The sequence below is a fragment of the Nonomuraea sp. NPDC049269 genome, assembly GCF_043197155.1.
Classification (GTDB): domain Bacteria; phylum Actinomycetota; class Actinomycetes; order Streptosporangiales; family Streptosporangiaceae; genus Nonomuraea.
In genome coordinates this window covers 38,626-62,594 of sequence record NZ_JBICSO010000003.1, presented here as the reverse complement: position 1 = coordinate 62,594, position 23,969 = coordinate 38,626, and the positions used below count along the sequence as shown (strand labels likewise).

At 70.6% G+C, this 23,969-nt stretch carries 19 protein-coding genes; 16 read left to right on the top strand and 3 right to left on the bottom strand.

Features of this window, described 5'->3' with window-relative positions; all coding sequences use genetic code 11:
- Positions 1 to 15 precede the first annotated feature (15 nt).
- The 8 genes from ACGFNP_RS17995 to ACGFNP_RS17960 are packed head-to-tail and all read left to right on the top strand — an operon-like array spanning position 16 to position 10,071.
- On the top strand, positions 16 to 1,404 hold the full coding sequence (locus tag ACGFNP_RS17995) for an extracellular solute-binding protein (protein ID WP_393319819.1): 1,389 nt from the start codon (positions 16 to 18) through the stop codon (positions 1,402 to 1,404).
- Entirely contained in the window at positions 1,379 to 2,305 is a 927-nt protein-coding gene (locus tag ACGFNP_RS17990) for a sugar ABC transporter permease (protein WP_358317397.1), read from the top strand. The genes ACGFNP_RS17995 and ACGFNP_RS17990 overlap by 26 nt, the downstream gene beginning before the upstream one ends.
- A complete protein-coding gene (locus tag ACGFNP_RS17985) occupies positions 2,302 to 3,120 on the top strand; it encodes a carbohydrate ABC transporter permease (RefSeq protein ID WP_358317399.1) in 819 nt (272 codons plus the stop codon). Before ACGFNP_RS17990 ends, ACGFNP_RS17985 begins: the two co-directional genes overlap by 4 nt.
- Entirely contained in the window at positions 3,120 to 4,190 is a 1,071-nt protein-coding gene (locus tag ACGFNP_RS17980; RefSeq protein ID WP_393319815.1) for an ABC transporter ATP-binding protein, read from the top strand. Before ACGFNP_RS17985 ends, ACGFNP_RS17980 begins: the two co-directional genes overlap by 1 nt.
- Positions 4,187 to 5,371 (top strand): CehA/McbA family metallohydrolase, encoded by a 1,185-nt coding sequence (locus tag ACGFNP_RS17975; protein ID WP_393319812.1) that lies wholly within the window; start codon positions 4,187 to 4,189, stop codon positions 5,369 to 5,371. The genes ACGFNP_RS17980 and ACGFNP_RS17975 overlap by 4 nt, the downstream gene beginning before the upstream one ends.
- Positions 5,362 to 6,255 (top strand): TIM barrel protein, encoded by an 894-nt coding sequence (locus ACGFNP_RS17970; RefSeq protein ID WP_358317405.1) that lies wholly within the window; start codon positions 5,362 to 5,364, stop codon positions 6,253 to 6,255. The genes ACGFNP_RS17975 and ACGFNP_RS17970 overlap by 10 nt, the downstream gene beginning before the upstream one ends.
- A 34-nt stretch (positions 6,256 to 6,289) precedes the next feature.
- Positions 6,290 to 7,378, top strand: a complete 1,089-nt coding sequence (locus ACGFNP_RS17965; protein ID WP_393319809.1) for a Gfo/Idh/MocA family protein — start codon at positions 6,290 to 6,292, stop codon at positions 7,376 to 7,378.
- Positions 7,375 to 10,071 (top strand): alpha-mannosidase, encoded by a 2,697-nt coding sequence (locus ACGFNP_RS17960; protein ID WP_393319806.1) that lies wholly within the window; start codon positions 7,375 to 7,377, stop codon positions 10,069 to 10,071. Before ACGFNP_RS17965 ends, ACGFNP_RS17960 begins: the two co-directional genes overlap by 4 nt.
- Positions 10,072 to 10,125: 54 nt before the next feature.
- Here ACGFNP_RS17960 and ACGFNP_RS17955 read toward each other — a convergent pair whose 3' ends face one another.
- Complete coding sequence (locus ACGFNP_RS17955) at positions 10,126 to 10,620, bottom strand: Lrp/AsnC family transcriptional regulator (protein WP_358317411.1); 495 nt, start codon at positions 10,618 to 10,620, stop codon at positions 10,126 to 10,128.
- Positions 10,621 to 10,821: 201 nt separating this feature from the next.
- On the opposite strand from ACGFNP_RS17955, the gene ACGFNP_RS17950 reads away from it, so the two are divergent.
- From ACGFNP_RS17950 to ACGFNP_RS17915, 8 genes are all read left to right on the top strand, one after another.
- The gene (locus tag ACGFNP_RS17950; protein WP_393319803.1) at positions 10,822 to 12,255 is read left to right on the top strand and encodes a gamma-aminobutyraldehyde dehydrogenase; all 1,434 of its coding nucleotides are present in this window, start codon (positions 10,822 to 10,824) and stop codon (positions 12,253 to 12,255) included.
- A gap of 17 nt (positions 12,256 to 12,272) precedes the next feature.
- A complete protein-coding gene (locus ACGFNP_RS17945; RefSeq protein WP_358317415.1) occupies positions 12,273 to 13,340 on the top strand; it encodes an ABC transporter ATP-binding protein in 1,068 nt (355 codons plus the stop codon).
- A gap of 3 nt (positions 13,341 to 13,343) precedes the next feature.
- Positions 13,344 to 14,573 (top strand): spermidine/putrescine ABC transporter substrate-binding protein, encoded by a 1,230-nt coding sequence (locus ACGFNP_RS17940; protein WP_393319800.1) that lies wholly within the window; start codon positions 13,344 to 13,346, stop codon positions 14,571 to 14,573.
- 3 nt (positions 14,574 to 14,576) lie between these two features.
- Positions 14,577 to 15,428 (top strand): ABC transporter permease, encoded by an 852-nt coding sequence (locus ACGFNP_RS17935; protein ID WP_358317419.1) that lies wholly within the window; start codon positions 14,577 to 14,579, stop codon positions 15,426 to 15,428.
- Positions 15,425 to 16,210 (top strand): ABC transporter permease, encoded by a 786-nt coding sequence (locus tag ACGFNP_RS17930; protein ID WP_393319797.1) that lies wholly within the window; start codon positions 15,425 to 15,427, stop codon positions 16,208 to 16,210. The genes ACGFNP_RS17935 and ACGFNP_RS17930 overlap by 4 nt, the downstream gene beginning before the upstream one ends.
- Positions 16,211 to 16,246: 36 nt before the next feature.
- Positions 16,247 to 17,641 carry an NAD(P)/FAD-dependent oxidoreductase gene (locus ACGFNP_RS17925; RefSeq protein WP_393319794.1) on the top strand — a complete coding sequence of 465 codons (1,395 nt, stop codon included), beginning with the start codon at positions 16,247 to 16,249 and terminating at the stop codon, positions 17,639 to 17,641.
- Positions 17,642 to 17,666: 25 nt separating this feature from the next.
- On the top strand, positions 17,667 to 18,539 hold the full coding sequence (locus ACGFNP_RS17920) for an alpha/beta hydrolase (protein WP_393319791.1): 873 nt from the start codon (positions 17,667 to 17,669) through the stop codon (positions 18,537 to 18,539).
- Positions 18,540 to 18,610: 71 nt separating this feature from the next.
- Positions 18,611 to 19,519, top strand: coding sequence for a serine hydrolase (locus tag ACGFNP_RS17915; protein WP_393319788.1), 909 nt, complete (start codon positions 18,611 to 18,613; stop codon positions 19,517 to 19,519).
- A gap of 66 nt (positions 19,520 to 19,585) precedes the next feature.
- On the opposite strand, the gene ACGFNP_RS17910 is transcribed toward ACGFNP_RS17915, so the two are convergent.
- Positions 19,586 to 21,094: an MFS transporter gene (locus tag ACGFNP_RS17910; protein WP_393319785.1), complete on the bottom strand. Its 1,509-nt coding sequence runs from the start codon at positions 21,092 to 21,094 to the stop codon at positions 19,586 to 19,588.
- A gap of 35 nt (positions 21,095 to 21,129) precedes the next feature.
- On the bottom strand, positions 21,130 to 23,940 hold the full coding sequence (locus tag ACGFNP_RS17905) for a BTAD domain-containing putative transcriptional regulator (RefSeq protein ID WP_393319782.1): 2,811 nt from the start codon (positions 23,938 to 23,940) through the stop codon (positions 21,130 to 21,132).
- Positions 23,941 to 23,969 lie beyond the last annotated feature (29 nt).

The window sequence follows — 23,969 nt, the reverse complement described above, 5'->3', positions numbered from 1 at the left end:
TTCCGGAGGGTTTGCATGGGATTGCGGAATAGGTCGGTAGGCGTGGTCGCGGTCCTTGCCGTGTCCACGCTGGGGCTCGCCGCGTGCGGCCAGTCGTCCGGAGGCGGTGACACGATCGAGTTAACCATCGCGCAGAACGCCATCGCCGGCGGCAAGAACGCGGCGGCGGCCGACTTCCTCGCCAACTGGGTCGTCCCCAAGTTCGAGGCGGCCGAGAAGGCGAAGGGGAAGGACGTCAAGGTCAAGTTCGTCCCCAGCGGTGTCGACGACGAGCAGTACAAGACCAAGCTCTCCCTCGACCTGAAGTCGGGCAAGGGCGCGGACGTGATCGACATCGACGGCATCTGGGCCGGTGAGTTCGCCGAGGCGGGCTACATCAAGCCGCTGTCCGACGTCGTCGGGGCGAGCGCGGACAGCTGGGACGGCTGGCAGCAGATCCCCGAGTCGGTTCAGGGGCTGGCCACCTTCAACGGCAAGAAGTACGCGCTGCCTGTCGGCACGGACGGCCGGGTGCTCTACTTCAACAAGACGCTCTTCCAGAAGGCGGGCCTGCCGGCCGACTGGCAGCCGAAGAGCTGGCAGGAGATCCTCGACGCCGGCACCAAGCTGAAGTCGTCGGGCGTCCCGGTGCCGATCCAGATCAACGCGGGCACCGCGATGGGCGAGGCCACCTCGATGCAGGGCGTGCTCCCGCTGCTGGCGGGCGCGGGCGGTGAGGTCCAGAAGGACGGCAAGTGGACCGGCGCCTCCCAGCCGCTCAAGGACGCGCTCGGCCTCTACCAGAAGATCTACGGCGGTAGCGGCCTCGGCGACCCCAAGCTCCAGCAGGAGGCCAAGGGCCGCGACAAGTCCTTCCAGCAGTTCGCCGGCGGCAAGATCGGCATCCTGATGGAGGGCGACTACTTCTGGCGCGGCGTCGTCAACCCCCAGACCGGCGTGGCCAAGATGGCCGACCGCGACCAGACCGTGGGCTACGCCATGATCCCGGCCATGGAGCCGGGCAAGGGCCTGCGCGGCCAGGACTTCGTCAGCATGTCGGGCGGCGCGCTGCGTACCGTCAACCCCAACAGCAAGCATCCGAAGGAGGCCTTCGACCTGCTGGCCTTCACGCTCTCGCCGGAAGGGCTGAAAGAGGAGACCAAGAACGGCAACGTGCGCATCACCCCGCGGACGGACGTCAACAAGGAGATCCTCGCCGGGGAGCCGCTGCTGACGTTCATCTCGGAGAAGGTGCTGCCGCTGACGGCCTACCGGCCGCCGGTCGCCGTCTACCCGCAGGTGTCGGCCGCGCTCCAGGAGGCCACGGCCGCCGTCGTCGGGGGCACGGCACCCGACCAGGCCGCCGCCGACTACCAGAAGAAGCTCGAAGGAATCGTCGGTGGCGCAGGCAACATCGCCTCCTGAGGTCATCGACGACGTGCCGGCCCGCCGCTACAGCTCGGACGCGGCGGGCCTGGGCAGGCTGAGAGCGGGCGCCTTCGTGGCGCCCGCGCTGGCGCTGATCGCGGTGTTCCTGGTCTTCCCCGCGCTCTGGGTCCTCTACCTCGGCCTCACCAACTACCGCCTCACGGGCACCGCCGCCGCCGAGCCCAAGCTCGTCGGCTTCGACAACTTCGTCAAGGCGGTCTCCGATCCCGCGTTCTGGGACTCCACCTGGCTGACCGTCCAGTTCGTGCTCGGCTCGGCCGTCATCGGCCAGGTCGTGCTCGGGTTCACGATCGCCTGGCTGATGCGTGATCGCACCGGGCCGCTCAAGCGGGCCGTCGAGGGCCTGGTCATCCTGGCCTGGATCCTGCCCAGCGCCGTGGTCTCGTTCCTGTGGGTGGCGCTGCTCGACCGCGACGGCGGCACGCTCCAGGCGCTGCTCCACCTGCCGGGCTTCGCGCCGCTGCTCGACCACCCGATGCTGTCGATCGTGGTCTTCAACACCTGGCGCGGCGCCGCGTTCTCGATGATGCTGTACGGCGCCGCCCTCGGGAACGTGCCGCCCTCGCACCTGGAGAGCGCTCGCCTGGCCGGGGCCTCCGGCTGGCAGCAATTACGTGACGTGGTGTTCCCCCACATCAGGGGGCACATCCTGACGAACCTCCTGCTGATCAGCCTGTGGACGTTCAACGACTTCACCCCGTTCATGCTCACCGCGGGCGGGCCCGACGGTCAGACCGAGGTGCTGGCCGTCCACGTCTACAAGGTCGCGCTGCTGGGCCAGGAGCTGGGCTACGGCGCCGCCGTCTCCACGGTGATCCTGCTGATCAACCTGGTCGTGGCGGTGTTCTACCTGCGCCTGCTCAGGAGTAAGAAATGACGCGGTTCGTGCTGGGCCGGATCGGCTTCTACACGCTGATCGCGGTGCTGCTGGCCTTCTTCACCATCCCCTTGCTGTGGCTGGCCGCCGCGCCGTTCACCTCGGACCCCACCTACGAGGTCCGGGTGCCCGACTTCACGATGGACAACTTCACGGCGATCCTGGAGCACCCGTACGCGCTTCCGTCCCTGCTGAACTCGCTGGTGCTGGCGGTCGGCACCGCCCTGCTCGTGGTGCTCTTCGCGGCGCTGGCCGCGTACGCGCTGAGCCGGGTGCGGCTGCCGGGACGCGACGCGCTGCTCTACGCGCTGCTGCTGCTGTCCTCGATCATCACCGGCACGGCCGCGATGGTGCCGCTGTTCCAGCTGGCCGTCGAGCTGAACCTGATCGACTCGCAGTTCGGGCTGATCCTCATCCTGAGCGGCGGCCTGCTGCCCGCGGCGATCTTCATGCTCAAGGACTTCATGGACTCGACGCCGAAGTCGTACGAGGAGTCGGCGCGGGTCTTCGGGGCCTCGCCGCTGCAGATCGTCCGCCACGTGGTCGTCCCCCTGGTACGGCCGGGGCTGGCGACGATCGCGGTGTGGGCCGTGGCCAACGTGTGGGGCAACTTCCTGATGCCGTACCTGCTGCTGAGCGATGTCGAGAAGCAGCCCGCGGCAGTCATCATGTACACGCTGTACACCGAGGGCGGCCAGGCCAACCTCACCCTGCTGTCCACGTTCGGCCTGCTCTATTCGGTCCCTGTGGTGCTCATGTACCTGTTCGTCAGCAAGAAGTACGGCTTCCGCTTCCACGGAGGGATCAAGCGCTGATGGCCGCAATCGAACTGCGAGGACTGACCAAGGTCTACCCCGGGGGAGTCAAAGCGCTCGACTCGCTCGACCTGGCCATCCCCGACGGCGAGTTCTTCGCCCTGCTCGGCCCGTCCGGCTGCGGCAAGACCACGCTGCTGCGCACGATCGCCGGGCTGGAGACCGCCACCGGCGGCGCCGTCGTCATCGGTGACCGCGACGTCACCGGCGTCCAGCCGGGCGGGCGGGACATCGCGATGGTCTTCCAGGACTACGCGCTGTTCCCGCACATGGACGTCACCGACAACATCGCCTACCCGCTGCGCATCAAGAAGGTCGCCAGGGCCGACCGGCAGCGGAAGGCCCTGGAGGTCGGCACCCGGCTGGGCCTGGACCAGCTCATGGACCGGCGGCCCGGCCAGCTGTCCGGCGGCCAGCAGCAGCGGGTCGCGCTGGCCCGCGTCATGGCGACGCAGGCGAAGGCGTTCCTGTTCGACGAGCCGCTGTCGAACCTCGACGCCCGGCTCCGGCTGGAGGCCCGTACGTTCCTGAAGAAGCTCCAGCGCGAGCTCGGCGTCACCACCGTCTTCGTCACCCACGACCAGGCCGAGGCCCTGGCCATGGCCGACCGGATGGCGGTCATGGAGGCCGGGCATATCCGCCAGATCGGCACACCGGCCGAGGTGTTCCAGCGGCCCGCCAACACCTTCGTCGCCGCTTTCATCGGCTCGACGCCGATGAACCTGCTCGACGGGACCGTCCGCGGTGACACGCTGGAGGTGGCCGGGTGCAAGGTGCCGGTCCCCGTCTCGGCCGAGGGCTTACTGGTCGACGGCGAGCGGATCGTGTACGGCGTGCGGCCCGAGTACAACACCTACTCGGCCGAGCCCGCCGAGGGCTCGCTGGGCGGAAAGGTGGCCATCGTGGAGAACCTGGGCGCGTCCCACCTGGTGACGCTGGAGGTCGGCGACGTGCTCGTCCAGGCGGTCGTGCCCGAGGGCGACGAGCCCGAGCTGGGCGTCGACGGCTTCGCGACGCCCCGCCGCGACCGGGCCCTGGTCTACCGCGACGGCGAGCTGGTGTCGGCATGACCCTGATCCGCGGCCACTGGAGCCTGGACGACCGGCTGGAGCGGATCCTGCGCGAGGTGCCCTTCGAGGTGCCCGCCGGCACCGCCGCGCTGACCGTGCGGCTGAGCTTCGACCGGTCGCAAGGGGTGCTCGACCTCGGGTGCGGCTCGCCGGAGGGGTTCCGCGGCTGGTCGGGTGGCGCGCGCGACGAGTACACGATCACCACCGACTGGGCGACGCCCGGCTACCTGCCCGGTGAGCTGCCGGTGGGGACGTGGCAGGTGTGGCTGCGGCTGCACCGGGTGCCGCCGCAGGGCCTCGACTTCACGCTGGAGATCCGCACCGAGCCCACCGTGCCGCCGCGGCCGGTGGTCGAGGAGCCGCCGCACGGGGAACGGCCGCCGCCCCGCGACCTGCCCGGCGTCGACGGCCTGCGCTGGTTCGCGGGCGACTTCCACGCCCACACCGTCCACAGTGACGGGGTGCTGACCATCCCCGAGCTGGCCGAGCTGGCCAAGGGCCGCGGCCTCGACTTCCTGGTCGTCACCGACCACAACACCGTCAGCCACCACCCCTGGCTCGGGAACGACCGCGGCATCGCGCTGCTACCCGGCCAGGAGGTCACCACCGACCGGGGGCACGCCAACGTGTTCGGCGACGTCGGCTGGGTGGACTTCCGGCGGCCCGCCGACTCCTGGGTCAGGCACGCCGCGCGCGAGGGCGGGCTGATCTCGATCAACCACCCGCTCGGTGGCGACTGCGCCTGGCTCCAGCCGGTGGCCGAACGGCCGCGGATCGCCGAGGTTTGGCACTCCGGCTGGTGGGACCGGCGCTGGGGCGCGCCCCTGGCCTGGGCCGACGCCTGGCACCCCGACCTGGTCGCGATCGGCGCCAGCGACTTCCACCGGATCGGCGACGACGGCCTGCCGGGCGCGCCCACCACCTGGGTCCTGGCCGAGGACACCAGCACGATCTTCGATGCAGTCGCGGCGGGCCGTACCGCGATCTCCGCGGGCCCCGGCGAGCCGCTGCTGCTCAGGCTGGGCGACGAACTGCTCGCGCTCGACGCCGACGGCCTCGTCCTGGTGTGCCCCGGGGGCGATCGCCAGGTCATCCGCGGTGAGCGGGTAGTGGTTCCCGTGGGAGAAGGACGGCATCGCCTGGAAACGTATGAGAACGAGGTAATGGCCCTATGCGAGTGATACAAGTCGCCAACGCCCCCGTGAGTTTCGGCGTGTTCGAGCTGGCCGACGCGCCGCCGCCGCTGAGCGCCGACCGGATGGTCCGCGCGCTCGCCGACGCCGGCTACGCGGGCATCGACCTGGGACCCATCGGCTACCTGGGCACCGGCGCGGACCTGGTGAAGCGGCTCGACGGGCTGCTGCTCGCCGGCGGCTGGGCCGACCTGCGCTACAGCGACCCCGCGGAGTTCGAGAAGGGGCTGGTCGCGCTGGAGGCGACGCTCGACGTGTTCGCCGCCGCTCCGGCCGCTCCCGAGCACCTGGCGCCGCGGCCCACGCTCGGCTGCTCGGGCTCTCCGGCCAGGTTCGCCAGGCCGGGCGGGAACGCTCCGGGGCTGGCCGCCGCCGACTGGCCCGGTTACGCCTCCCGGGTGCAGATCGCGGCCGACCGCTGCCGGGAGCGCGGCTTCGAGCCCGCCTTCCACCATCACCTGGGCACGTACGTCGAGACGCCCGAGGACGTCGAACGGCTGCTGGAGCTGACCGACGTGGAGCTCTGCCTCGACACCGGCCACCTGCTGCTGGCCGGTGGCGACCCGGTGACCGCGCTACGCGACTGGTCGGCCCGGGTCGGCCATGTGCACATCAAGGACGGCGACACCGCGATACTCGGCCAAGCCCTCGCCGACGGCGTGGACCTGCGCGAGCTCATGGGCCGCGGCGGGTTCGCGCCGCTGGGCGAGGGCGAGCTGGACCTGCCCGGCGTCGTCCGCGTGCTCGACGAGATCGGCTACCAGGGCTGGGTCATCATCGAGCAGGACACCCTGCCGGGCCGCCGGTCGGTTGAGCGGAACATCGCCGATCAGGCGGCCAACCGCGAGAAGCTGAGAGAGCTGGGACTGTGACCCCCAGGCTGACCCCACGCTGGAGGATCGGGCTTTGAAGATCGCGCTTGTCGGGTGCGGTGCCGTCACGCAGGCGGTGTACGTACCGCTGCTGTCGAGGCGCCGTGACCTGTTCGAGGTGACCGCCGTCTGCGACCTGTCGCGGACCGCCGCCGACGCCGTCGGCGACCGGCTGGGGGCGCCGAAGCGCTTCACGGCCGTGGAGAGCATGCTGGCCGAGGGCGGGTTCGACGCCGTGCTCATCCTCGCCTCCGGCTCCCACGGCGAGCCGGTACGCCAGGCGCTGGCCGCGGGCTACGCCGTGCTCTGCGAGAAGCCGCTCGCGCTGACCAGGGCCGAGGTCGAGGCGCTGCCCGAGGGGCGGCTGATGGTCGGCTACATGAAGCAGTACGACCCGGCCGTGCGCCGGGCCGAGGAGCTGCTGGCCGAGCTGGGCGGTCCGGCCGCGATCCGGTCGGTCGAGGTGACCGTGCTGCACCCGAGCGCCGGATCCCAGCTGGCCTTCGCGAACCTGACGGCGGCCCGTGACGTGGACCCCGAGCTGCTGGCCTCGCTGCGGGCGGCGGAGGACGCGCTGGTCTCCCGGGCGCTCGGGGACTCGGCTCCCGACTCGGTACGGGCCCTGTACGGGGTGGCCCTCGGCTCGATATGCCACGATTCGTCGCTCTTGAGGCGCTTTACCGGGTCGCCTGCCGATATTTCGGCAGTTGAGACGTGGGGGCCGGGGCCCGGGTCCATCGAGGTCTCCGGGACGCTGCCCGTCAGCGGGCGGTTCTCGATCCGGTGGCACTACCTGGAGGACTACCCGGCCTACCGGGAGACCGTGGCCATCCACCACGACAAGGGCTCGCTGGAGCTGGTCTTCCCCTCTCCCTACCTGATGAACGCGCCCACGAGGCTGACCGTGGTCTCGGGGGTCGCCGGTGCTGAGAGCCGGACCGAATGGCGGGACGTGACCGAGGCGTTCGAGGTGCAACTGGCCGCCTTCCACGCCTACGTCAACGAGGGCAAGCCGCCGCTCACCGCCGCGGCCGGTGGGCTGGCGGACATCGTCACGGCCCAGAGCATCGCCGCCTGCTTCGCCGTACAGCATGACCTGCCGATCGGAGGGGAAGCCGCGTGAGCGCCGAAATCGTCGTCGTCCCGCACACGCACTGGGACCGGGAGTGGTACGAGCCCTTCCAGCGGTTCCGGCTGCGGCTGGTGGCGCTGCTCGACGAGGTGCTCGACACAATGGAGCGCGAGCCCGGCTACCACTTCACCCTCGACGGTCAGCTGGCCTGCGTCGATGACTACCTGGAGGTCCGGCCGGAGAACCGCGACCGCATCGCCGCCCTGGTGGAGTCCGGGCGGCTGGCGGTCGGGCCGTGGCAGATCCTGCTCGACGAGTTCCTGTGCTCGGGCGAGAACATCGTGCGCAACCTCGAACTGGGCATGAGCCGGGCCGACAAGCTCGGCGGGGCCATGGCGGTGGGCTACCTGCCCGACATGTTCGGGCACACGGCCCAGATGCCGCAGATCCTGCGGCGGGCCGGGCTGCTGCACGCCTGCGTCTATCGCGGGGTGCCGTCGTCCGTGGTGACCGACGCCTTCGCCTGGGTCGCGCCTGACGGCACGGCCCTGCGGACGCAGTACCTGCCCGCCGGTGGATATGGCAACGGGGCGCACCTGTTCGAGGATCCGGCGCAGCTGCCGGAGCGGGCCGGCGAGTTCATCCAGCGGATGCGGGAATGGCACGGGCCCGAGGGGGCGCTGCTGGCGATGTACGGGACCGACCATTCGGCTCCCGTACGCGGGCTGCCCGGCATGGTGGCCGACATCGGCGCCCGCATGGACACCTTGATCGGATATATCGGGGCTCATTCGGGTTCTGTGGAGGGGCTGCCCCGGGTCTCCGGCGAGCTGCGCTCACACGCCCGCGCGAACATCCTGCCCGGCGTCATCTCCGTACGCGCCCACGTCAAGCAGGCCATGGGCCGGGCCGAGCGGATGGTCGAGCGCTACGCCGAGCCGCTGGCCACGCTGTGGGGCGGCGACTGGCCCGGCCGGTTCCTCGACATGGCGTGGTGGCGGCTGGTGGACGCCAGCGGGCACGACTCGGTGACCGGCTGCGGCGTCGACGACACGGCCCAGCAGGTCGCCGCGCGCATCGCCGAGGCCGAGCAGCTAGGGCAGGCCGTACGCGACATGGTGACCGCCAGGCTGTCGGCCGCCGTACCGTCGGACGGGGTGCTCGTCGTCAACCCGACACCCGCCGCCCGGCGCGGCGTCGTGGTGGTGGACGTGGCGGGCCGGGACCCGCTGGTGGACCCGGCCGGCGCGCCGGTGCCCGCGCAGACCTTGGAGTACGCGCCCACGCTGTTGCTGGACGCCGAGATGGATCCGGCCACCGCGCTGACCTTCATCCACGGCACGGAGCTGTACGGTCAGCACATCACCGGCTGGTCGGTGGACGACGGCACGCTGACGTTCACGGTGGCGCGGGAGTCCGCGGTGGCCTTCAATGTGGCGCAGGTACGCGGGGCGCTGGACGGGGTGACCCGGGTGCGGATCGTCGCCGAGGCCCGCCGTACGGTGGCCGCGCTCGTCGAGACGCCGCCCTTGGGGCACACGAGCGTCCGCCCGGCGCCGTACGACGCTTCGGCGGTGCACGGCTCCTCCGCTGGGAGTGCGCCGGTCGCCGGGGTGCGGGCCGAGGAGCGGGCGCTCGACAACGGGCTGCTGCGTGTCGAGGTGGCGGCGGACGGGACGCTGACGCTGACCGGCGCCGACGGGACCACCCTCTCCGGCGCGGGCCGCATCGTGGACGGCGGCGACGTGGGCGACACCTACAACTACGCGCCCCCGGCCGACGACCGGATCGTGTCGGACCCGGAGTCGGTGGAGCTGGCGCCGGTCTACTCGGGCCCGCTGCTGGCCGCCTTCGACGTCCGCCGCACCTACCGCTGGCCCGCCGCGGGCCAGGGCATCGACGGCACCCCGGAGATCCCGGCCGCCGCCAGGACCGAGACGACCGAGGAGATCGTCGTCGACACGCGGGTCGAACTGCGGGCCGGTGAGCCGTACGTCAGACTGCACGTCTCGTTCGACAACCGGTGCTCCGACCACCGGGTACGCCTGCACGTACCGGTGCCCGCGCAGGCGGCGGCCTCGTACGCGGAGGGCCAGTTCGCGGTCGTCACCCGCGGCCTGACCGCGGAGCCGGGCTGTGGTGAGGAGCCGCTGCCCACGTTCCCGGCCTCCGGGTGGGTGGCCGCCGGCGGGGTCGCGGCGCTGCTGGAGCACGTCACCGAGTACGAGCTGGTCGACGGCGGCGCGGAGCTCGCCCTCACCCTGCTGCGCTCGGTCGGCTACCTCTCCCGCAACCTGCACGCCATGCGCCCCGAACCGGCAGGCCCCCAACTGCCGACCCCGGCCGCCCAGTCACGCGGCCTGCGCACGGTCAGCCTGGCGCTCATGCCGTACAGCGGCTCGTGGGAGGCGGTGCCGCCGGCGGCCGAGACGTTCCGGCACGACCTCCTCGCGGTTCCCGGCACCGGCGACCCGTCGCTCACCCTGCCCTCGGCGGCCCCCGGCCTGTCGGTGACGGGCGACGGCGTGGTCATGACCTCGCTCAGGGTCCGCGACGGCTGGCACGAACTCCGTGTCGTGGCTTTGTCGGACACCTCCGCGGAGGCGGTCGTCTCCGGCTCGTTCACCCAGGCTCGCCATGCCGACCTCCGCGGCCGTCCAGGCGACCCGCTGCCTGTCTCATCCGGAAGCGTCCGCCTCGCGCTGCGCCCTTGGGAGATCGCCACCATTCAGTTGACCAGCTGACGGTAATATTTCGACCATGGCCGAGGCGGACCTACGGGCCCGCCTCGGGTCAGCTCAGCGTGTTCCCCACGAATAAGTCTGCTTGCGCAGCTTCAGGTACACGAACGACTCGGTGGCCCGGACGGCCGGAATGGCCCGGATCTTGCTGAGGATCTCCAGCAGGTGGCCGTCACCCTCGCACACCACCTCGACGATGACGTCGAAGGACCCGGCCGTCAGGACGACGTAGTCGATCTCGTCGATGGCCGCCAGTTCGTCCGCGATCGAATCCAGGTCGCCCTCGCAGTTCACCCCGATCATCGCCTGGCGCGGGAAGCCGAGCGTGAGGGGGTCCGTGACGGCGACGATCTGCATCACCCCGGCGTCCTGCAGGCGTTGCACGCGCTGCCTGACCGCCGCCTCCGAGAGGCCGACGGCCTTGCCGATCGCCGCATACGGCATGCGCCCGTCGCCCTGGAGCTGCTCGATGATCTGCTTGGAGAGATCGTCGAGCGCGAACGGCGCGGGGGCGGCGTCATTGCTGCGGCGTACGCGGGGCGGCGTGGACATCGTGTGGGGGCCTCCTAGCGGTCCGGCGTTGCGGGCGCATTCCCGCTGCGTTGCCGTCCTGGTGCGACATGGTGTCAGTTATTAGGCCTCTGTCAAGCGATTTCGTAGCAATTTGATATATTCACCACGAAATCCCTTGTCGTGATGCATGTGCTCTGTAAGAGTCTCGGCATCTCAGCCACCTCACGAGGAGGTCATACCTTGACCACCCGTCTGCAGAACTTCATCAACGGTGAGTTCGTGGACGCCAAGAGCGGCCGATTCTCCGATGTCATCGACCCGTGCACGGGCGAGGCCTACTTGCAGGCCCCGATCTCGGGCACCGAGGACGTCGACACCGCCTACGCCGCCGCGGCCGCCGCGTTCGAGTCATGGGGACAGACCACCCCGGGGGAGCGGGCGAACCTGCTGCTCAAGGTCGCCGACGCCATCGACGCCCGGGCCGACGAGATCAACGAAGCGGAGTGCCTGAACACCGGCAAGCCGCGGGCCCGCATGGCCGAGGACGAGACCCCGGTCGCGTCCGACCACTTCCGCTTCTTCGCCGGCGCGGCCCGTACGCTGGAGGGCCCGACGTCGGGCGAGTTCCTCGCCGAGCACACCAGCGTCATCAGGCACGAGCCGATCGGCGTCATCGGGCAGGTCACGCCGTGGAACTACCCGATGATGATGGCGGTCTGGAAGATCGCCCCCGCGCTGGCCGCGGGCAACACGATCGTGCTCAAGCCGTCCGACACCACCCCGGCCTCCACGCTCAAGCTGGCCGAGATCATCGGTTCGGTGCTGCCCGCCGGGGTCTTCAACGTGGTGACGGGTGACCGGGACACCGGCGCGCTCGTCGTGGGCCATCCGACCGCGGCCATGGTCGCCATCACCGGTTCCGTCGGCGCGGGCATGGCGGTGGCCAAGACCGCCGCCGAGGACGTGAAGCGGGTTCACCTGGAGCTCGGCGGCAAGGCGCCCGTCGTGGTCTTCGAGGACGTCAAGGACCTGCGCAAGGCCGCCGGTGACATCGCCACTGCGGGCCTCTACAACGCGGGCCAGGACTGTACGGCCGCGTGCCGGGTACTTGTCCATGAGAGTGTGCACGACGAGTTCGTCGCCGCCCTCACCGAGGCCGCTGCGGGCACCGTGACCGGTGACCTGTCCAACGACGAGGCGTTGTACGGCCCGCTCAACAACGAGACCCAGCTGACCAGGGTGCAGGGCTTCATCGAGCGCGTCCCGGCGCACGCCAAGGTGCTCACCGGCGGTAATCGGGTAGGCGAGAAGGGCTACTTCTTCGCCCCCACCATCGTCGACGGGCTCAAGCAGGACGACGAGATGGTGCAGAACGAGGTGTTCGGCCCGGTCATCACCGTCCAGACGTTCTCCGACGAGGCCGACGCGCTGGCCAAGGCCAACGACGTCAGGTACGGCCTGAGCGGCTCCGTCTGGACGTCCGACCACGGCCGCGCCATGCGCATGTCCAACAGGCTGGACTTCGGCGTGGTCTGGGTGAACACGCACATCCCGTTCGTGTCGGAGATGCCGCACGGCGGCTTCAAGCACTCGGGGTACGGCAAGGACCTTTCGGTGTTCGGTCTGCATGACTACACCCGGGTCAAGCACGTCATGCACTACATCGGCGACTAAGAGGACAGTACCTGGACATGGCCGAGCTGAACGCGATCGAACTAGATGACGTCGTCAAGGAGTATCTCTCACACGGCGAGGTCGTCCAGGCCGTCAAGGGCATCACGCTGGGCATCGCCGAGGGGGAGTTCTTCTCCCTCCTCGGCCCGTCCGGGTGCGGCAAGACCACGACCATGCGGATGATCGCCGGGTTCGAGGACCCGTCGCGCGGCGTGGTCAGGCTGCATGGCAGCGACGTGACGGACGTCCCGCCGAACAAGCGGGACGTGAACATGGTTTTCCAGTCCTACGCGCTGTTCCCGCACATGAGCGTGTGGGACAACGTGGCCTTCGGACTCAAGCAGCGCAAGGTCCCGCAGCAGGAGATCAGGCAGCGCGTGAGCGAGATGCTGGAGATCGTCGACCTCACCGGCCGGGAGAAGCGCCGGCCGCGCGAGATGTCCGGCGGCCAGCAGCAGCGGGTGGCGCTGGCGCGCGCCCTGGTCAACAAGCCGCGGGCGCTCCTGCTCGACGAGCCGCTCGGCGCGCTCGACCTCAAGCTCCGCCAGGCCATGCAGATCGAACTCAAGCGCATCCAGCGCGAGGTCGGCATCACGTTCGTGTACGTGACGCACGACCAGGGCGAGGCGCTCACCATGAGCGACCGGATCGCGGTCATGAACGACGGCCTGGTCGAGCAGCTGGGCGGGCCGCGCGAGATCTACGAGCGGCCCGCGACGACCTTCGTGGCCGGGTTCATCGGCACCTCCAACCTGCTCGCGGGCACGGCGACCGGCGGCGTGCTGCCCATCGGCGGCGGCCGGGTGCTGGTGCCGGAGCAGGACGGCCAGGTCAGCGTGACCGTCCGGCCGGAGAAGATCACCATCTCGACGGAGAAGCCCAACGGCGACGTGAGCGTCGTGCCCGGCACCGTGGCCGAGGTGGTCTACCTGGGGACTTACACGAGTTACGCCGTGAGCCTCGCGGATGGGGCGGAGATCACGGTGTTTCAGCAGAACGCGCTCGACTCGACGACCACCGCAGAGCGGGGCGACCCCGTCTGGCTGTCGTGGCGGGCGCAGCACTCTTATGCGATTGGAAGTTGAGCCATGAACCGCTCGCTCAACCCGGCCCTTCTGCGGGGCATGACTCAGGCCCGCACTCGTCGGGACGCCTTCAGGATCGCCGGTCTGTCCGCCGCCGGGCTCGCCCTCGCCGCCTGCGGCGTGCAGGGCAAGAAGGCGGAGGCGCCCAAGACCGACGCCGTCAAGGATTACTGGGCCAAGCAGACCAAGCACGGCCGCGTGGTCTTCGCCAACTGGCCCGAGTACATGCCCGAGGACCAGGCGCCGCTGAAGAAGTTCCAGCAGGCCACCGGCATCTCGTACCAGTACAAAGAGGTCATCAACGAGAACGCCGAGTTCTTCGGCAAGCTCGACCCCGTGCTGAGGGCGGGCCAGTCGTCCGGCTACGACATCGTCGTGATGACCAACGGCATCCAGCTCCAGCACATGATCGAGCTGGGCTACGCCACGCCGCTCGACCACTCGAAGATGCCGAACTTCCTGGCCAACGCCGGTGACAAGTACAAGGAACGCAGCTACGACCCCGGCAACGTCTACACGATGCCGTACACGTCGGGCGTGACCGGGATCGCCTACAACACCAAGTACGTCGAGGACGACATCAAGAGCATCGGATCGCTCTTCGACTCGAAGTACAAGGGCCGCGTCGGCATGATGAACGACGCCCAGGAGATCGCCAACTTCGGCATGTTCGCCCTGGGCCTCGACCCGGAGAAGTCGACCGAGGCCGACTGGAAGCAGGCCGGGGAGAAGCTCAAGGCCCAACGCGACGCCGGAATCGTCCGGAAATATTACGACCAGAGCTATATCGATGCCGTGTCCAAGGGCGACGTCTGGATCAGCATGGCCTGGTCGGGCGACGTTTTCCAGCGGCAGCTCGCCGGTGAGCCGGTCAAGTTCGTCGTGCCCGAGGAGGGCGGCACGATCTGGACCGACAACATGCTCATCCCCAAGAACGCCGCCAACCCGGTCGACGCGATCACTCTCATGGACTACCTCTACCAGCCGGCCGTCGCCGCCGAGCTGGACGAGTTCATCCAGTACGTCACGCCGGTGCCGGCCGTACAGGATCTGCTGCGCGAGAAGGCCACGAAGGCGACGGGCGAGGGGAAGCAGTCGTTGGAGCAGATGGTCGAGAGCCCGCTGATGTTCCCGTCGGAGGCCGAGTACGCCAAGCTGCGTACCTACGTCAAGCTGAGCACGGCGCAGGAGCAGGTCTTCAACCCGATCTTCCAGTCGATCACGCAGGCGTAGGAGATGAAGCGGCTCACCCCGTATCTGCTGGCGCTGCCGAGCTGGATGTGGCTGGCGATCTTCCTGGTCGTGCCGATGGCCGCCATGGCGTCGGTGTCACTGCAGACGGGCAACGCGATCGACGGCTTCGCCATGACGTTCAGCGTCTCCAACTACTCCGACGCGATCGGCCGTTACAGTACGCAATTCCTGCGCTCCCTCCTGTACGGCGGGCTCGCCACGGTGGCGATGCTGATCATCGGCTACCCCGTGGCGTACTGGATCGCCTTCAAGGGCGGGACACGTAAGTCGGTGTACCTGTTCCTGCTGCTGCTGCCGTTCTTCGTGTCGTTCGTGCTGCGGACGATCTCGTGGGGCTTCCTGCTGGCCGACGACGGCGTCCTGTTCGGCACACTGAAGGGCTGGGGCCTGCTGAACCCCGAGTTCCACGTGCTGGCCACCACGTTCGCGGTGGTGGGCGGACTGACCTACAACTTCCTGCCGTTCATGATCCTGCCGATCTACGTGGCGCTGGAGCGGGTCGATCCGCGGGTCATCGAGGCGGCCTACGACCTGTACGCGACGCGGCTGTCGGCCTTCCGCCGGGTGGTGCTGCCGCTGTCGCTGCCGGGAGTGTTCGCCGGGGTGCTGATGACGTTCGTGCCCGCTACCGCCGACCCGGTCAACGCGCAGATACTCGGCGGCACGTCGAACACGATGATCGGCAACGTCATCCAGACCGAGTATCTGACGAACCTCAACTACCCGACGGCCTCGGCGCTGTCGTTCACGCTGATGGCCGTGCTGCTCGTGGGCATCTTCATCTATGCCAGGGCGCTCGGCACCGAGAACGTCCTAGAGGCGGTGGCGCAATGAGGGGCCGCAGGCTCGGGGACAAGCTGCTGCACGCCTACACCTGGCTGGTCATCGTCTGGCTGTCCTCGCCGATCGCCGTGATGATCCTGTTCGGGTTCAACGACAAGAAGAGCAAGTCGAACACCACCTGGCAGGGCTTCACCCTCAAGTGGTACGACCGCCTCTTCGACATCTCCGACCTGACCGTCGCGCTGCAGAACTCGCTGGTGATCGCCCTGGTCAGCACGGTCATCACCGTCGTGATCGGCACCATGCTGGGACTGGCCGTCGGCCGTTACCGCTTCCGGGGCCAGGGAGTGACGAACTTCCTGGTCTTCGCCGCGATCTCGACGCCCGAGCTGGTCATGGGGGCGTCGCTGCTGTCGCTGTTCGTCTCGGGCAACGTGCCGCGCGACGCGAACACGATCATCATCTCGCACGTGCTGTTCTCGCTGTCGTTCGTCGTCGTCACCGTACGGGCCAGGGTGATCGTGCTGGACCCGGCGATGGAGGAGGCGGCCAGGGATCTCGGGGCGACCGCCTGGGGGACGTTCCGGCAGGTGACGCTGCCGTCGATCATGCCGGGCGTGCTGGCGGGGGCGATGCTGGCGTTCGCGCTGTCGATTGACGACTACGTGGTGACCAGCTTCGTGAACGGCTCCACCATCACCTTCCCGCTGTGGATCGTGGGGTCGGTCAAGACCGGCATTCCGCCGCAGGTCAACGTCATGGGCACGCTGATCTTCGGCGTCGGTGTGCTGATCGCCATCGCCACTTCGGTCGCGGCACGTCGCCGGGCCTGAAAATCAGAGAACCAACACCGTGGGGAAGTGGAATGTGTGGATCCGCTGAAGGCGCTTGCTGACGCGGAGCGCAAGCCGTACTGGCTGGACAGTCCGGCCAGTCCAGAACCAAGGCCACGGCTCATCGGCGACACCAGCGCCGACCTCGTCGTGGTCGGCGGCGGCTTCACGGGGCTGTGGACCGCCCTGCTGGCCAAGGAGCGCGACCCCGAGCAGGACGTCGTCCTGCTCGAAGGCCGCAGGATCGGCTGGGCGGCCTCCGGCCGCAACGGCGGCTTCTGCATGGCGACCCTCACTCACGGCCTGTCCAACGGCCTCGAACGCTGGCCCGACGAGATCGGCCGCCTCGAACGCCTCGGCGTGGAGAACCTCGACGAGATCGAGCGGACGCTGGAGCGCTACGGCATCGACTGCTCCTTCGAGCGCACCGGCGAGCTGAACGTCGCCACCGAGCCGTGGCAGCTCGACGCGCTGAACGAGCACCTCGACCTCATCTCCGACCTCGGCCTCGACTACGTGCCGCTCGACCAGGACCAGGTGCGGGCCGAGGTCAACTCGCCCACCTACCTGGGCGGGCTCTGGGAGCGCAGCGGTTGCGCCATGCTCGACCCCGCGCGGCTGGCCTGGGGGCTGCGCGAGGCCTGCGTCGCGCTCGGCGTCCGGGTCTACGAGCGCAGCCCGGTTCGCTCGCTCGACGACGACGGCGTCACGATCAGCCTGCGCACGCCGCACGGCGTCGCCACCGGCCGCCGCGTCGCGCTCGGCACCGGCGTGTTCCCGCCGCTGCTGCGGCGGCTCAAGCACTTCGTGGTGCCGGTGTACGACTACGCGCTCATGACCGAACCGCTGACCGGCGCGCAGCTCGCCGAGCTGGGCTGGCGCAACCGGCAGGGGATAGGCGACGGAGCCAACCAGTTCCACTACTACCGGCTGACCGACGACAACCGGATCCTGTGGGGCGGCTACGACGCCGTCTACTACAACGGCGGCCTGGTCAAGCCGGAGTACGACCAGCGCGACGAGACGTTCGTCAAGCTGGCCGGCCACTTCGCCACCACGTTCCCACAGCTCGCGGAGGTGCGCTTCACGCACCGCTGGGGCGGCGTGATCGACACCTGCAGCCGGTTCAGCGCCTTCTACGGTCAGGCGCACGCCGGCAGGCTGGCCTACGCCGTCGGCTACACCGGCATGGGCGTCGGCGCCACCCGCTTCGGCGCGAACGTCATGCTCGACCTGCTCTCGGGCGAGCGCACCGAGCGGACCGGCCTGCGGATGGTACGGGAGAAGCCGATGCCGTTCCCGCCGGAGCCGGTGCGGTCCGGGGTGATCCAGTTCACCCGGTGGTCGATCGCCCAGGCCGACCAGCACCAGGGCAGGCGCAACCTCTGGCTGCGCGCGCTCGACCGGATGGGTCTCGGCTTCGACTCCTGACCGGCACAGGCGGGATCATGGGGACATGAGGGTTGAGTTCACCGCAGACGGGATCGTGCTGGCAGGGGACCTTCGGGTGCCCGAAGGAGAGGGGCCGAGGCCGGGTCTGGTGTTCACCGGGCCGTTCACCGGAGTGCGTGACCAGGTCACCGGCCTCTACGCGGAGCGGCTGGCCGAGCGGGGCTACGTGACGCTGGCCTTCGACCACCGCAACTGGGGCGAGTCGGGCGGTGAGCCGCGCCGTCACGAGGACCCGCAGGCCAAGCTGGGCGACCTGCGGGCCGCGGTGTCGCTGCTGCGGTCGAGGCCCGAGGTGGACCCGGAGCGGATCGGCGTGGTCGGGATCTGCCTGGGCGGGGGATACGCGCTGCGGTTCGCCGCCTTCGAGCCCCGGGTGAAGGTCTTCGCCGGGATCGCCGGGGCGTACAACAACCCCTACGCGATGCGGTCGGGCATGGACTACCAGGCGGCGCTGGCCTCCTTCACCGAGGTGCTGGAGCGGCAGGACCTGGGCGGGCCGGTGGAGTACCTTCCCGCCGTGGCGGAAGAGGGCGAGGCGGCCATGCCCGGCGACGAGCCGTACGCCTATTACGGCGGCGCGCGTGGCGCGTCGGCGACCTGGGCGAACGAGGTCACACGGGCCAGTGTGCGCGAACTGATCACCGTGGACAACATGATGGGCGCCGACTTCCTGTCCCCCAAACCGGCGCTGATCGTGCACGGCGTGGTGGACCGGTTCTGCTCGCCGGAGGGTGCGGAGGAGGCGTTCCGGCGGCTCGACCGGCCCAAGAAGCTCGTCTGGGTCGACGCCAAGCAGCACATCGACCTCTACGACCGCGAGCCGTACGTCACGCAGGCCGTCGACGCGACCGCGGACTTCCTCAGCGAGCACCTGTGATGGGTGTGGCGGGCTGATCCGCCGGGAAGAAACCGATTTATACCCCCGGTGATTTTCCTGGGGGTTTGTAGATGCGTGCGACATTGCAGGTGGGCGCCGCCCTGACAGTGGCCCTGATGGCGGGGTGCGGGGCTGAGCGGCCGCCGGTGCCCGTGGCGGCACGGGTGCCCTGGGTGCGGGTCGAGCGGTGCCTGCTGACCATCCCCGACCCTCGGGCGGGGGCCGCGGCCAGGGCCGAGCTCGTCCGCGACATCGGCCGCTACCTGGTCAGGCAGCCGGGCCGCATCGTGTACGCCGCGCGCGACCGGATCACCGGCATCACCCTCGGCCATGGGGAGCACCAGCACGACATGATCACCGCCAGCGGCGTCAAGGTCGACATCCTGACCGCGCTGCTGCTGCGCCGTGCCCGGCTGGGCGAGGATGAGCGCGACCTGGCCTCACGCATGATCAGGGAGAGCGACAACTCCGCCGCCGACGCGCTGTGGTGGCGGGTCGGGGCGGGGGAGGGGATGAGCGGGTTCTACCGGAAAGTGGGTCTGAGCGAGACGACTCCGGGGCCGAGCCGCTACTGGGGCGGCACCACCACCAGCCCCGCCGACCGCCTGCGGCTGCTGAAGGTGCTGATCGGCGGTGACAAGGGGCTGGGCGCCGATCGAGACCTGGTGCTCGGCCTGATGGGAGACGTCGTGCGCGACCAGGCGTGGGGTGTCAGCGCCGCCGCCCGGCGAGGTGACCGGGTGGCGTTGAAGAACGGCTGGACGCCGCGGCCGTTCATCCACAACACCTGGGCGGTCACGAGTTACGGCCGGATCGTCGGGCCGGGGCGCGATCTGCTGCTGTCGGTGCAGACGGACCAGCAGCCGGGCGAGGGCTCGGGCATCCAGGCCATCGAAGGGCTGGCCCGGATGATCGGCACCCGCCTCGACAGCCTGTCACCGGTCCGGATCAGGCCCTGCGCCGCCGAGCCCACCGCCTGACCGGCCGGGCGCATCGACCTGAGCGGCCGCGTCAATGGCCGAGTCCACGGCCTGACCAGGGCCGGGTCAGTGGACCGCGGTCAGTTGCTCCTCGGGGATGACCTTGGGCACGCCACGGAGCCCCACCAGCGCGAGCGCCGCCACCACGGCCAGGATCGCCGAGGTGGACAGCGCCGTGAGGTGCATGGCCTCGACGAACGCGCTCCGGGCCGCCTCGATGACCTGCCCGGCCAGTGCCGGGGGCAGGGTCTCGGCCGTCTGCAGCGCGCCGGCGATCGACTCCCTGGCGGCCTCGCCGGGCACTCCGGCGGGCAGGCGCAGGCCGGCGCTGTAGGAGCTGTTCAGCACGGTGCCCAGGATGGCGATGCCCAGCGCCCCGCCCAGCTCGAACGCCGTCTCCGACACCGCGGCCGCCGCCCCGGCCCGTGCCCTGGGCGCGGTCGCCAGCACGTTGTCGTTGTTGACGGTGAAGGTGAGCCCGACGCCGAGCCCGCCGATCAGCTGCGGAGCGAGCACCGCGAGGAAGCCCGTGTCGAGCCCGAGCAGGCTGTAGGACAGGAAGGCGCCCGCGGTCAGCGCCAGGCCGAGCGCCACGACGCCGTTCCGGCCCTGGAGCCCGATGAGCCGGGCCGCCAGGATGCCGCCGACCGCGCCGCTGAGCCCGCCCGGCAGGGTGGCCAGCCCGGCCTGCAGCGGCGTCCAGCCGAGCACGAGCTGGAAATACCAGGCGAGGATCAGCGTCATGGCCATCATCGCGAAGATCGCCAGCATGTTGGTGCCGATCGACGCGCTGAACGCCCGGTTCCCGAACAGCCGCATGTCGATCAGCGGCTCCGCCAGCCTGGTCTGCCGCCGGACGAACAGCCCCAGGCACGCTATGCCCAGCACCGCCGCCACCGGCACGCCGGCGTGCTCGAACCCCTGGTGCGCCGCCTCCTTGATCGCATAGATGCCCGTCACGATGCCGGTGAAGGAGAGCGCCACGCTCGGCAGGTCGATGCGACCGGCGTCGGGGTTGCGCGACTCCGGCAGGACGAGCCGGCCGGCGACCAGCACCAGCACCATGATCGGCACATTGATCAGGAAGACCGAGCCCCACCAGAAGTGGTCGAGCAGCAGCCCGCCGATGACCGGGCCCACGGCGAACCCGACGGCGCTCATCCCGCTCCAGATGCCGATGGCGGCGGTCCGCTCGCCGGGATCGGTGAAGACGTTGCGGATGATCGACAGCGTCGACGGCATGATCGTCGCCGCGGCCACACCGAGCAGCGCCCTGGCCGCGATGAGCAGTTCCGGGCTCGGCGCGTACGCGGTCAGCACCGAGGCCGCGCCGAACGCGGCGGCTCCGATGAGCAGCAGGCGCTTGCGGCCGATGCGGTCGCCGAGGTTGCCCATGGTGATGAGCAGGCCCGCGAGCGCGAAGCCGTACATGTCGCCGATCCACAGCAACTGCGTGGCGTTGGCGCCGAGATCGCCGACCAGCCTGGGCAGGGCCAGGTGCAGGACCGTCATGTCGAGCGAGAGAAGGAGGGTGGCCAGGCACGCGACGGCCAGGCAGGACCATTTGCTCTTCATGGTGCCCAGGATGATCAGGGCCGCTGACCGGCCGCCTACCGCCCGCTGACGATCTCCGCGAGGCCGGTCAGCCCGGCCTGGATGCGGGCGCGGACCTCCTCCGAGCTGTACCAGTCGCCGGAGCACTCGGTCAGGGCCTGCTCCATGAGCGCGCGGGCCTCGCCGAGGTCGCCGCGGAGCACCGCCAGCTCGCCCAGCCCGACGTGCGCCCTGGCCAGCGTGTCGCCCGCGCCGATGCGCCGGGCCATCTCGGCGGCCCGCAGATAGCCGGCCCGCGCCTCGTCGAGATCGCCCAGCCGGGCCACGGAGTCCGCGCTCAGGCACAGGCACTCGGCCATGTCGGCCACCGAGCCCAGCTCCTGAGACGTCCGCAGGCCCTGGTCGGCCAGTGCCCGGGAGGCCGCGTAGTCACCCTGCTCGTAGGCCAGCTCGGCGAGCCCGCTCAGCGCCAGCGTGGCGCCCCAGCGCTCGCCGACCGCCTGGAAGTCGGCCAGCGACCGCTCGAACTCGGCTCGGGCCTCGCCGCCCCGGCCCATGATCTGCAGCATGAACGCGACACCGCAGTGCATCAGCGCCTGTGACCAGGGCGGCATGGCGCCGGCGTACTGGGCCATCAGCTTCCTGACGCCCTCGTAGTCGTCCGGCGGGCCGGTGAACATCGGCAGCATCATCGTCAGGAACTCCAGCCGCGTCGACAGGAATTCGGCCGGCAGCAGGCGGCGGAGCGTCTTCAGCCGGGCGCGCAGGTCGTCGCCGGGCCGGCTGCCCCAGGCCGCGACCAGCACGCACAGCGCGTACTCCTCTTGGAGACCCGCGGGCGGGGTCTGTCCCATGCCGGCGATCAGCCCGTCGGCCAGGTCCGCGCTGGTGCCCCGGTGGCCGCGCATCCACCAGTAGCAGGCGGAGTAGGCGAGGATCCGCATGCCCAGCGCCGCCCGGCCGGTCTCGGCCGCCCAGCGTACGGCGGCGGCCAGGTTGCCGCTCTCCTCGTCGAGGCGCGAGAGCCACTCCAGCTGCTCGGCCGTGCGCAGGTGGCCGTCGGCCTCGACGGCCAGCGCCAGGTAGCGGTCGGCGTGCGCCTCGCGCATCGCCTCGGTCTCGCCCGACTCCGCGAGCTGCTCGGCGCAGAACGCCCGGATCGTCTCCAGCATCCGGTAGCGGCCGTCGACGACCTCGACCAGCGACTTCTCCGCCAGCGAGAACAGCACCTCCTCCGGCAGCCCGCACACCCGCTCCGCCGACTCGGGGGTGGCGCCGCCCACGAACACCGTCAGCCGCCTGGCCATCCGCTGCTCGCGCTCGTCCAGCAGGTCCCAGCTCCACGCCACGACCGCGCGGAGCGTCTGGTGCCTGGGCAGGGCCGTACGGCTGCCACGGGCCAGCAGCCGGAACCGGTCGTCGAGCCGCGCCGCCACGTCGCCGACCGACATCGTGCGCAGCCGCGCGGCCGCCAGCTCGATCGCGAGCGGCAGCCCGTCGAGCGCCCGGCAGATGCCGGCCACCTGGGCCAGGTTCGTCTCGTCGACCGGCTGCCGGACCGCGGCCGCCCGGTCGGCGAACAGCCGGACGGCGGGGTAGTCGAACGGGTTCGCGGCGTCGGGCGGCGGCAGCCGCAGCGGCGCGACGGGCAGGATGGACTCGCCGGTGATGCCCAGGGCCTCGCGGCTGGTCGCCAGCACGCGCAGCGCGGGGCAGGAGGCCAGCAGCAGGTCGGCCAGCTCGGCCGCGGCGGTGATGAGATGCTCGCAGTTGTCGAGGACCAGCAGCAGCCCGCGGTCGGCGAGCGCGGCGAGCAGGTGGGAGACGGGATCGACGGCCGGCGGGCGGTCGTGGCCGGACAGGCGGGTGTCGCGGAGGCCGAGCGCCGTCAGCACCGCCTTAGGCACGTCGGCGGGTTCGGTGACGGGCGCGAGCTGCACGAAGCAGACGTCGCCGGTGGCCTGCTCGGCCGCCTCCAGCGCGAGCCGGGTCTTGCCCGCCCCGCCGGGGCCGATGAGCGTGACCAGCCTGGCCTCCGTGAGCTGGGCGCCGACCTGGCGGAGCTCCTCGGCCCTGCCGACGAAGCTGGTGAGCTGGGCGCGCAGGCCCTGCCTGCTGACGGGCGCCGCGGTGGCCGCCAGCGACGGGTCGGCCCTGAGCACGGCCAGCTGCGCCGCGGCCAGCTCGGCTCCCGGCTCGATGCCCAGCTCCTCGTCGAGGATCCGCCGGGCGTCGTCGTAGGCGGTCAGCGCCTCTGCCTGCCGGCCGCTGCCGTACAGGGCCCGCATGAGCTGCGCCCGCATCCGCTCGCGCAGCGGGTGGGCGGCCGTCAGCCGCCGCAGCTCGGCGACCAGCTCGCGGTGGGCGCCCAGCTCCAGGTCGGCCTGGACGCGGTCCTCGACGGCGGCCAGGCGCAGCTCCTCCAGCCCGGCGGCGGCGGCCTCCGCGTGCGGGGCGTCGGCGAGCGGCGGGCCCTGCCACAGCGCCAGCGCCTCACGCAGCAGCGGAGCCGCTCGGCGGGGGTCGCCGGCGTCGAGAGCCTGCCTGCCGTCACCGGCCAGCCGCTCGAACCGGTGCGCGTCGACGTCCCGCGGGTCGGCCGCCAGCCGGTAGCCCGCCGGGTGGAACTCCACCTGATCCCTGCCCAGCGCCCTGCGCAGCCTCGACACCTGGGCCTGGAGCGCGTTGGCCACGCCCTCGGGCGGCTCGGGGCCGTAAAGACCGGCGGCCAGCCGCTCCGCGCCGACGACCCGGCCCGCGTCGAGCGCCAGCAGGGTGAGCAGCCCCCGCACCCGGGGGCCGCCGAGCACGACCGGCTCGCCGTCCTCGTCCAGCACCCGGGCCGGGCCAAGGATCTCGAAGCGCATGCCTCGATTATCGCGGCCCCAGCGGCCTC

Coding starts and splice junctions, on each gene's coding strand:
- ACGFNP_RS17995 (WP_393319819.1), top strand. CDS start 16: ATGGGATTGCGGAATAGGTCGGTAGGCGTGGTCGCGGTCCTTGCCGTG.
- ACGFNP_RS17985 (WP_358317399.1), top strand. CDS start 2,302: ATGACGCGGTTCGTGCTGGGCCGGATCGGCTTCTACACGCTGATCGCG.
- ACGFNP_RS17980 (WP_393319815.1), top strand. CDS start 3,120: ATGGCCGCAATCGAACTGCGAGGACTGACCAAGGTCTACCCCGGGGGA.
- ACGFNP_RS17975 (WP_393319812.1), top strand. CDS start 4,187: ATGACCCTGATCCGCGGCCACTGGAGCCTGGACGACCGGCTGGAGCGG.
- ACGFNP_RS17970 (WP_358317405.1), top strand. CDS start 5,362: ATGCGAGTGATACAAGTCGCCAACGCCCCCGTGAGTTTCGGCGTGTTC.
- ACGFNP_RS17955 (WP_358317411.1), bottom strand. CDS start 10,620: ATGTCCACGCCGCCCCGCGTACGCCGCAGCAATGACGCCGCCCCCGCG.
- ACGFNP_RS17945 (WP_358317415.1), top strand. CDS start 12,273: ATGGCCGAGCTGAACGCGATCGAACTAGATGACGTCGTCAAGGAGTAT.
- ACGFNP_RS17940 (WP_393319800.1), top strand. CDS start 13,344: ATGAACCGCTCGCTCAACCCGGCCCTTCTGCGGGGCATGACTCAGGCC.
- ACGFNP_RS17935 (WP_358317419.1), top strand. CDS start 14,577: ATGAAGCGGCTCACCCCGTATCTGCTGGCGCTGCCGAGCTGGATGTGG.
- ACGFNP_RS17930 (WP_393319797.1), top strand. CDS start 15,425: ATGAGGGGCCGCAGGCTCGGGGACAAGCTGCTGCACGCCTACACCTGG.
- ACGFNP_RS17920 (WP_393319791.1), top strand. CDS start 17,667: ATGAGGGTTGAGTTCACCGCAGACGGGATCGTGCTGGCAGGGGACCTT.
- ACGFNP_RS17915 (WP_393319788.1), top strand. CDS start 18,611: ATGCGTGCGACATTGCAGGTGGGCGCCGCCCTGACAGTGGCCCTGATG.
- ACGFNP_RS17910 (WP_393319785.1), bottom strand. CDS start 21,094: ATGAAGAGCAAATGGTCCTGCCTGGCCGTCGCGTGCCTGGCCACCCTC.
- ACGFNP_RS17905 (WP_393319782.1), bottom strand. CDS start 23,940: ATGCGCTTCGAGATCCTTGGCCCGGCCCGGGTGCTGGACGAGGACGGC.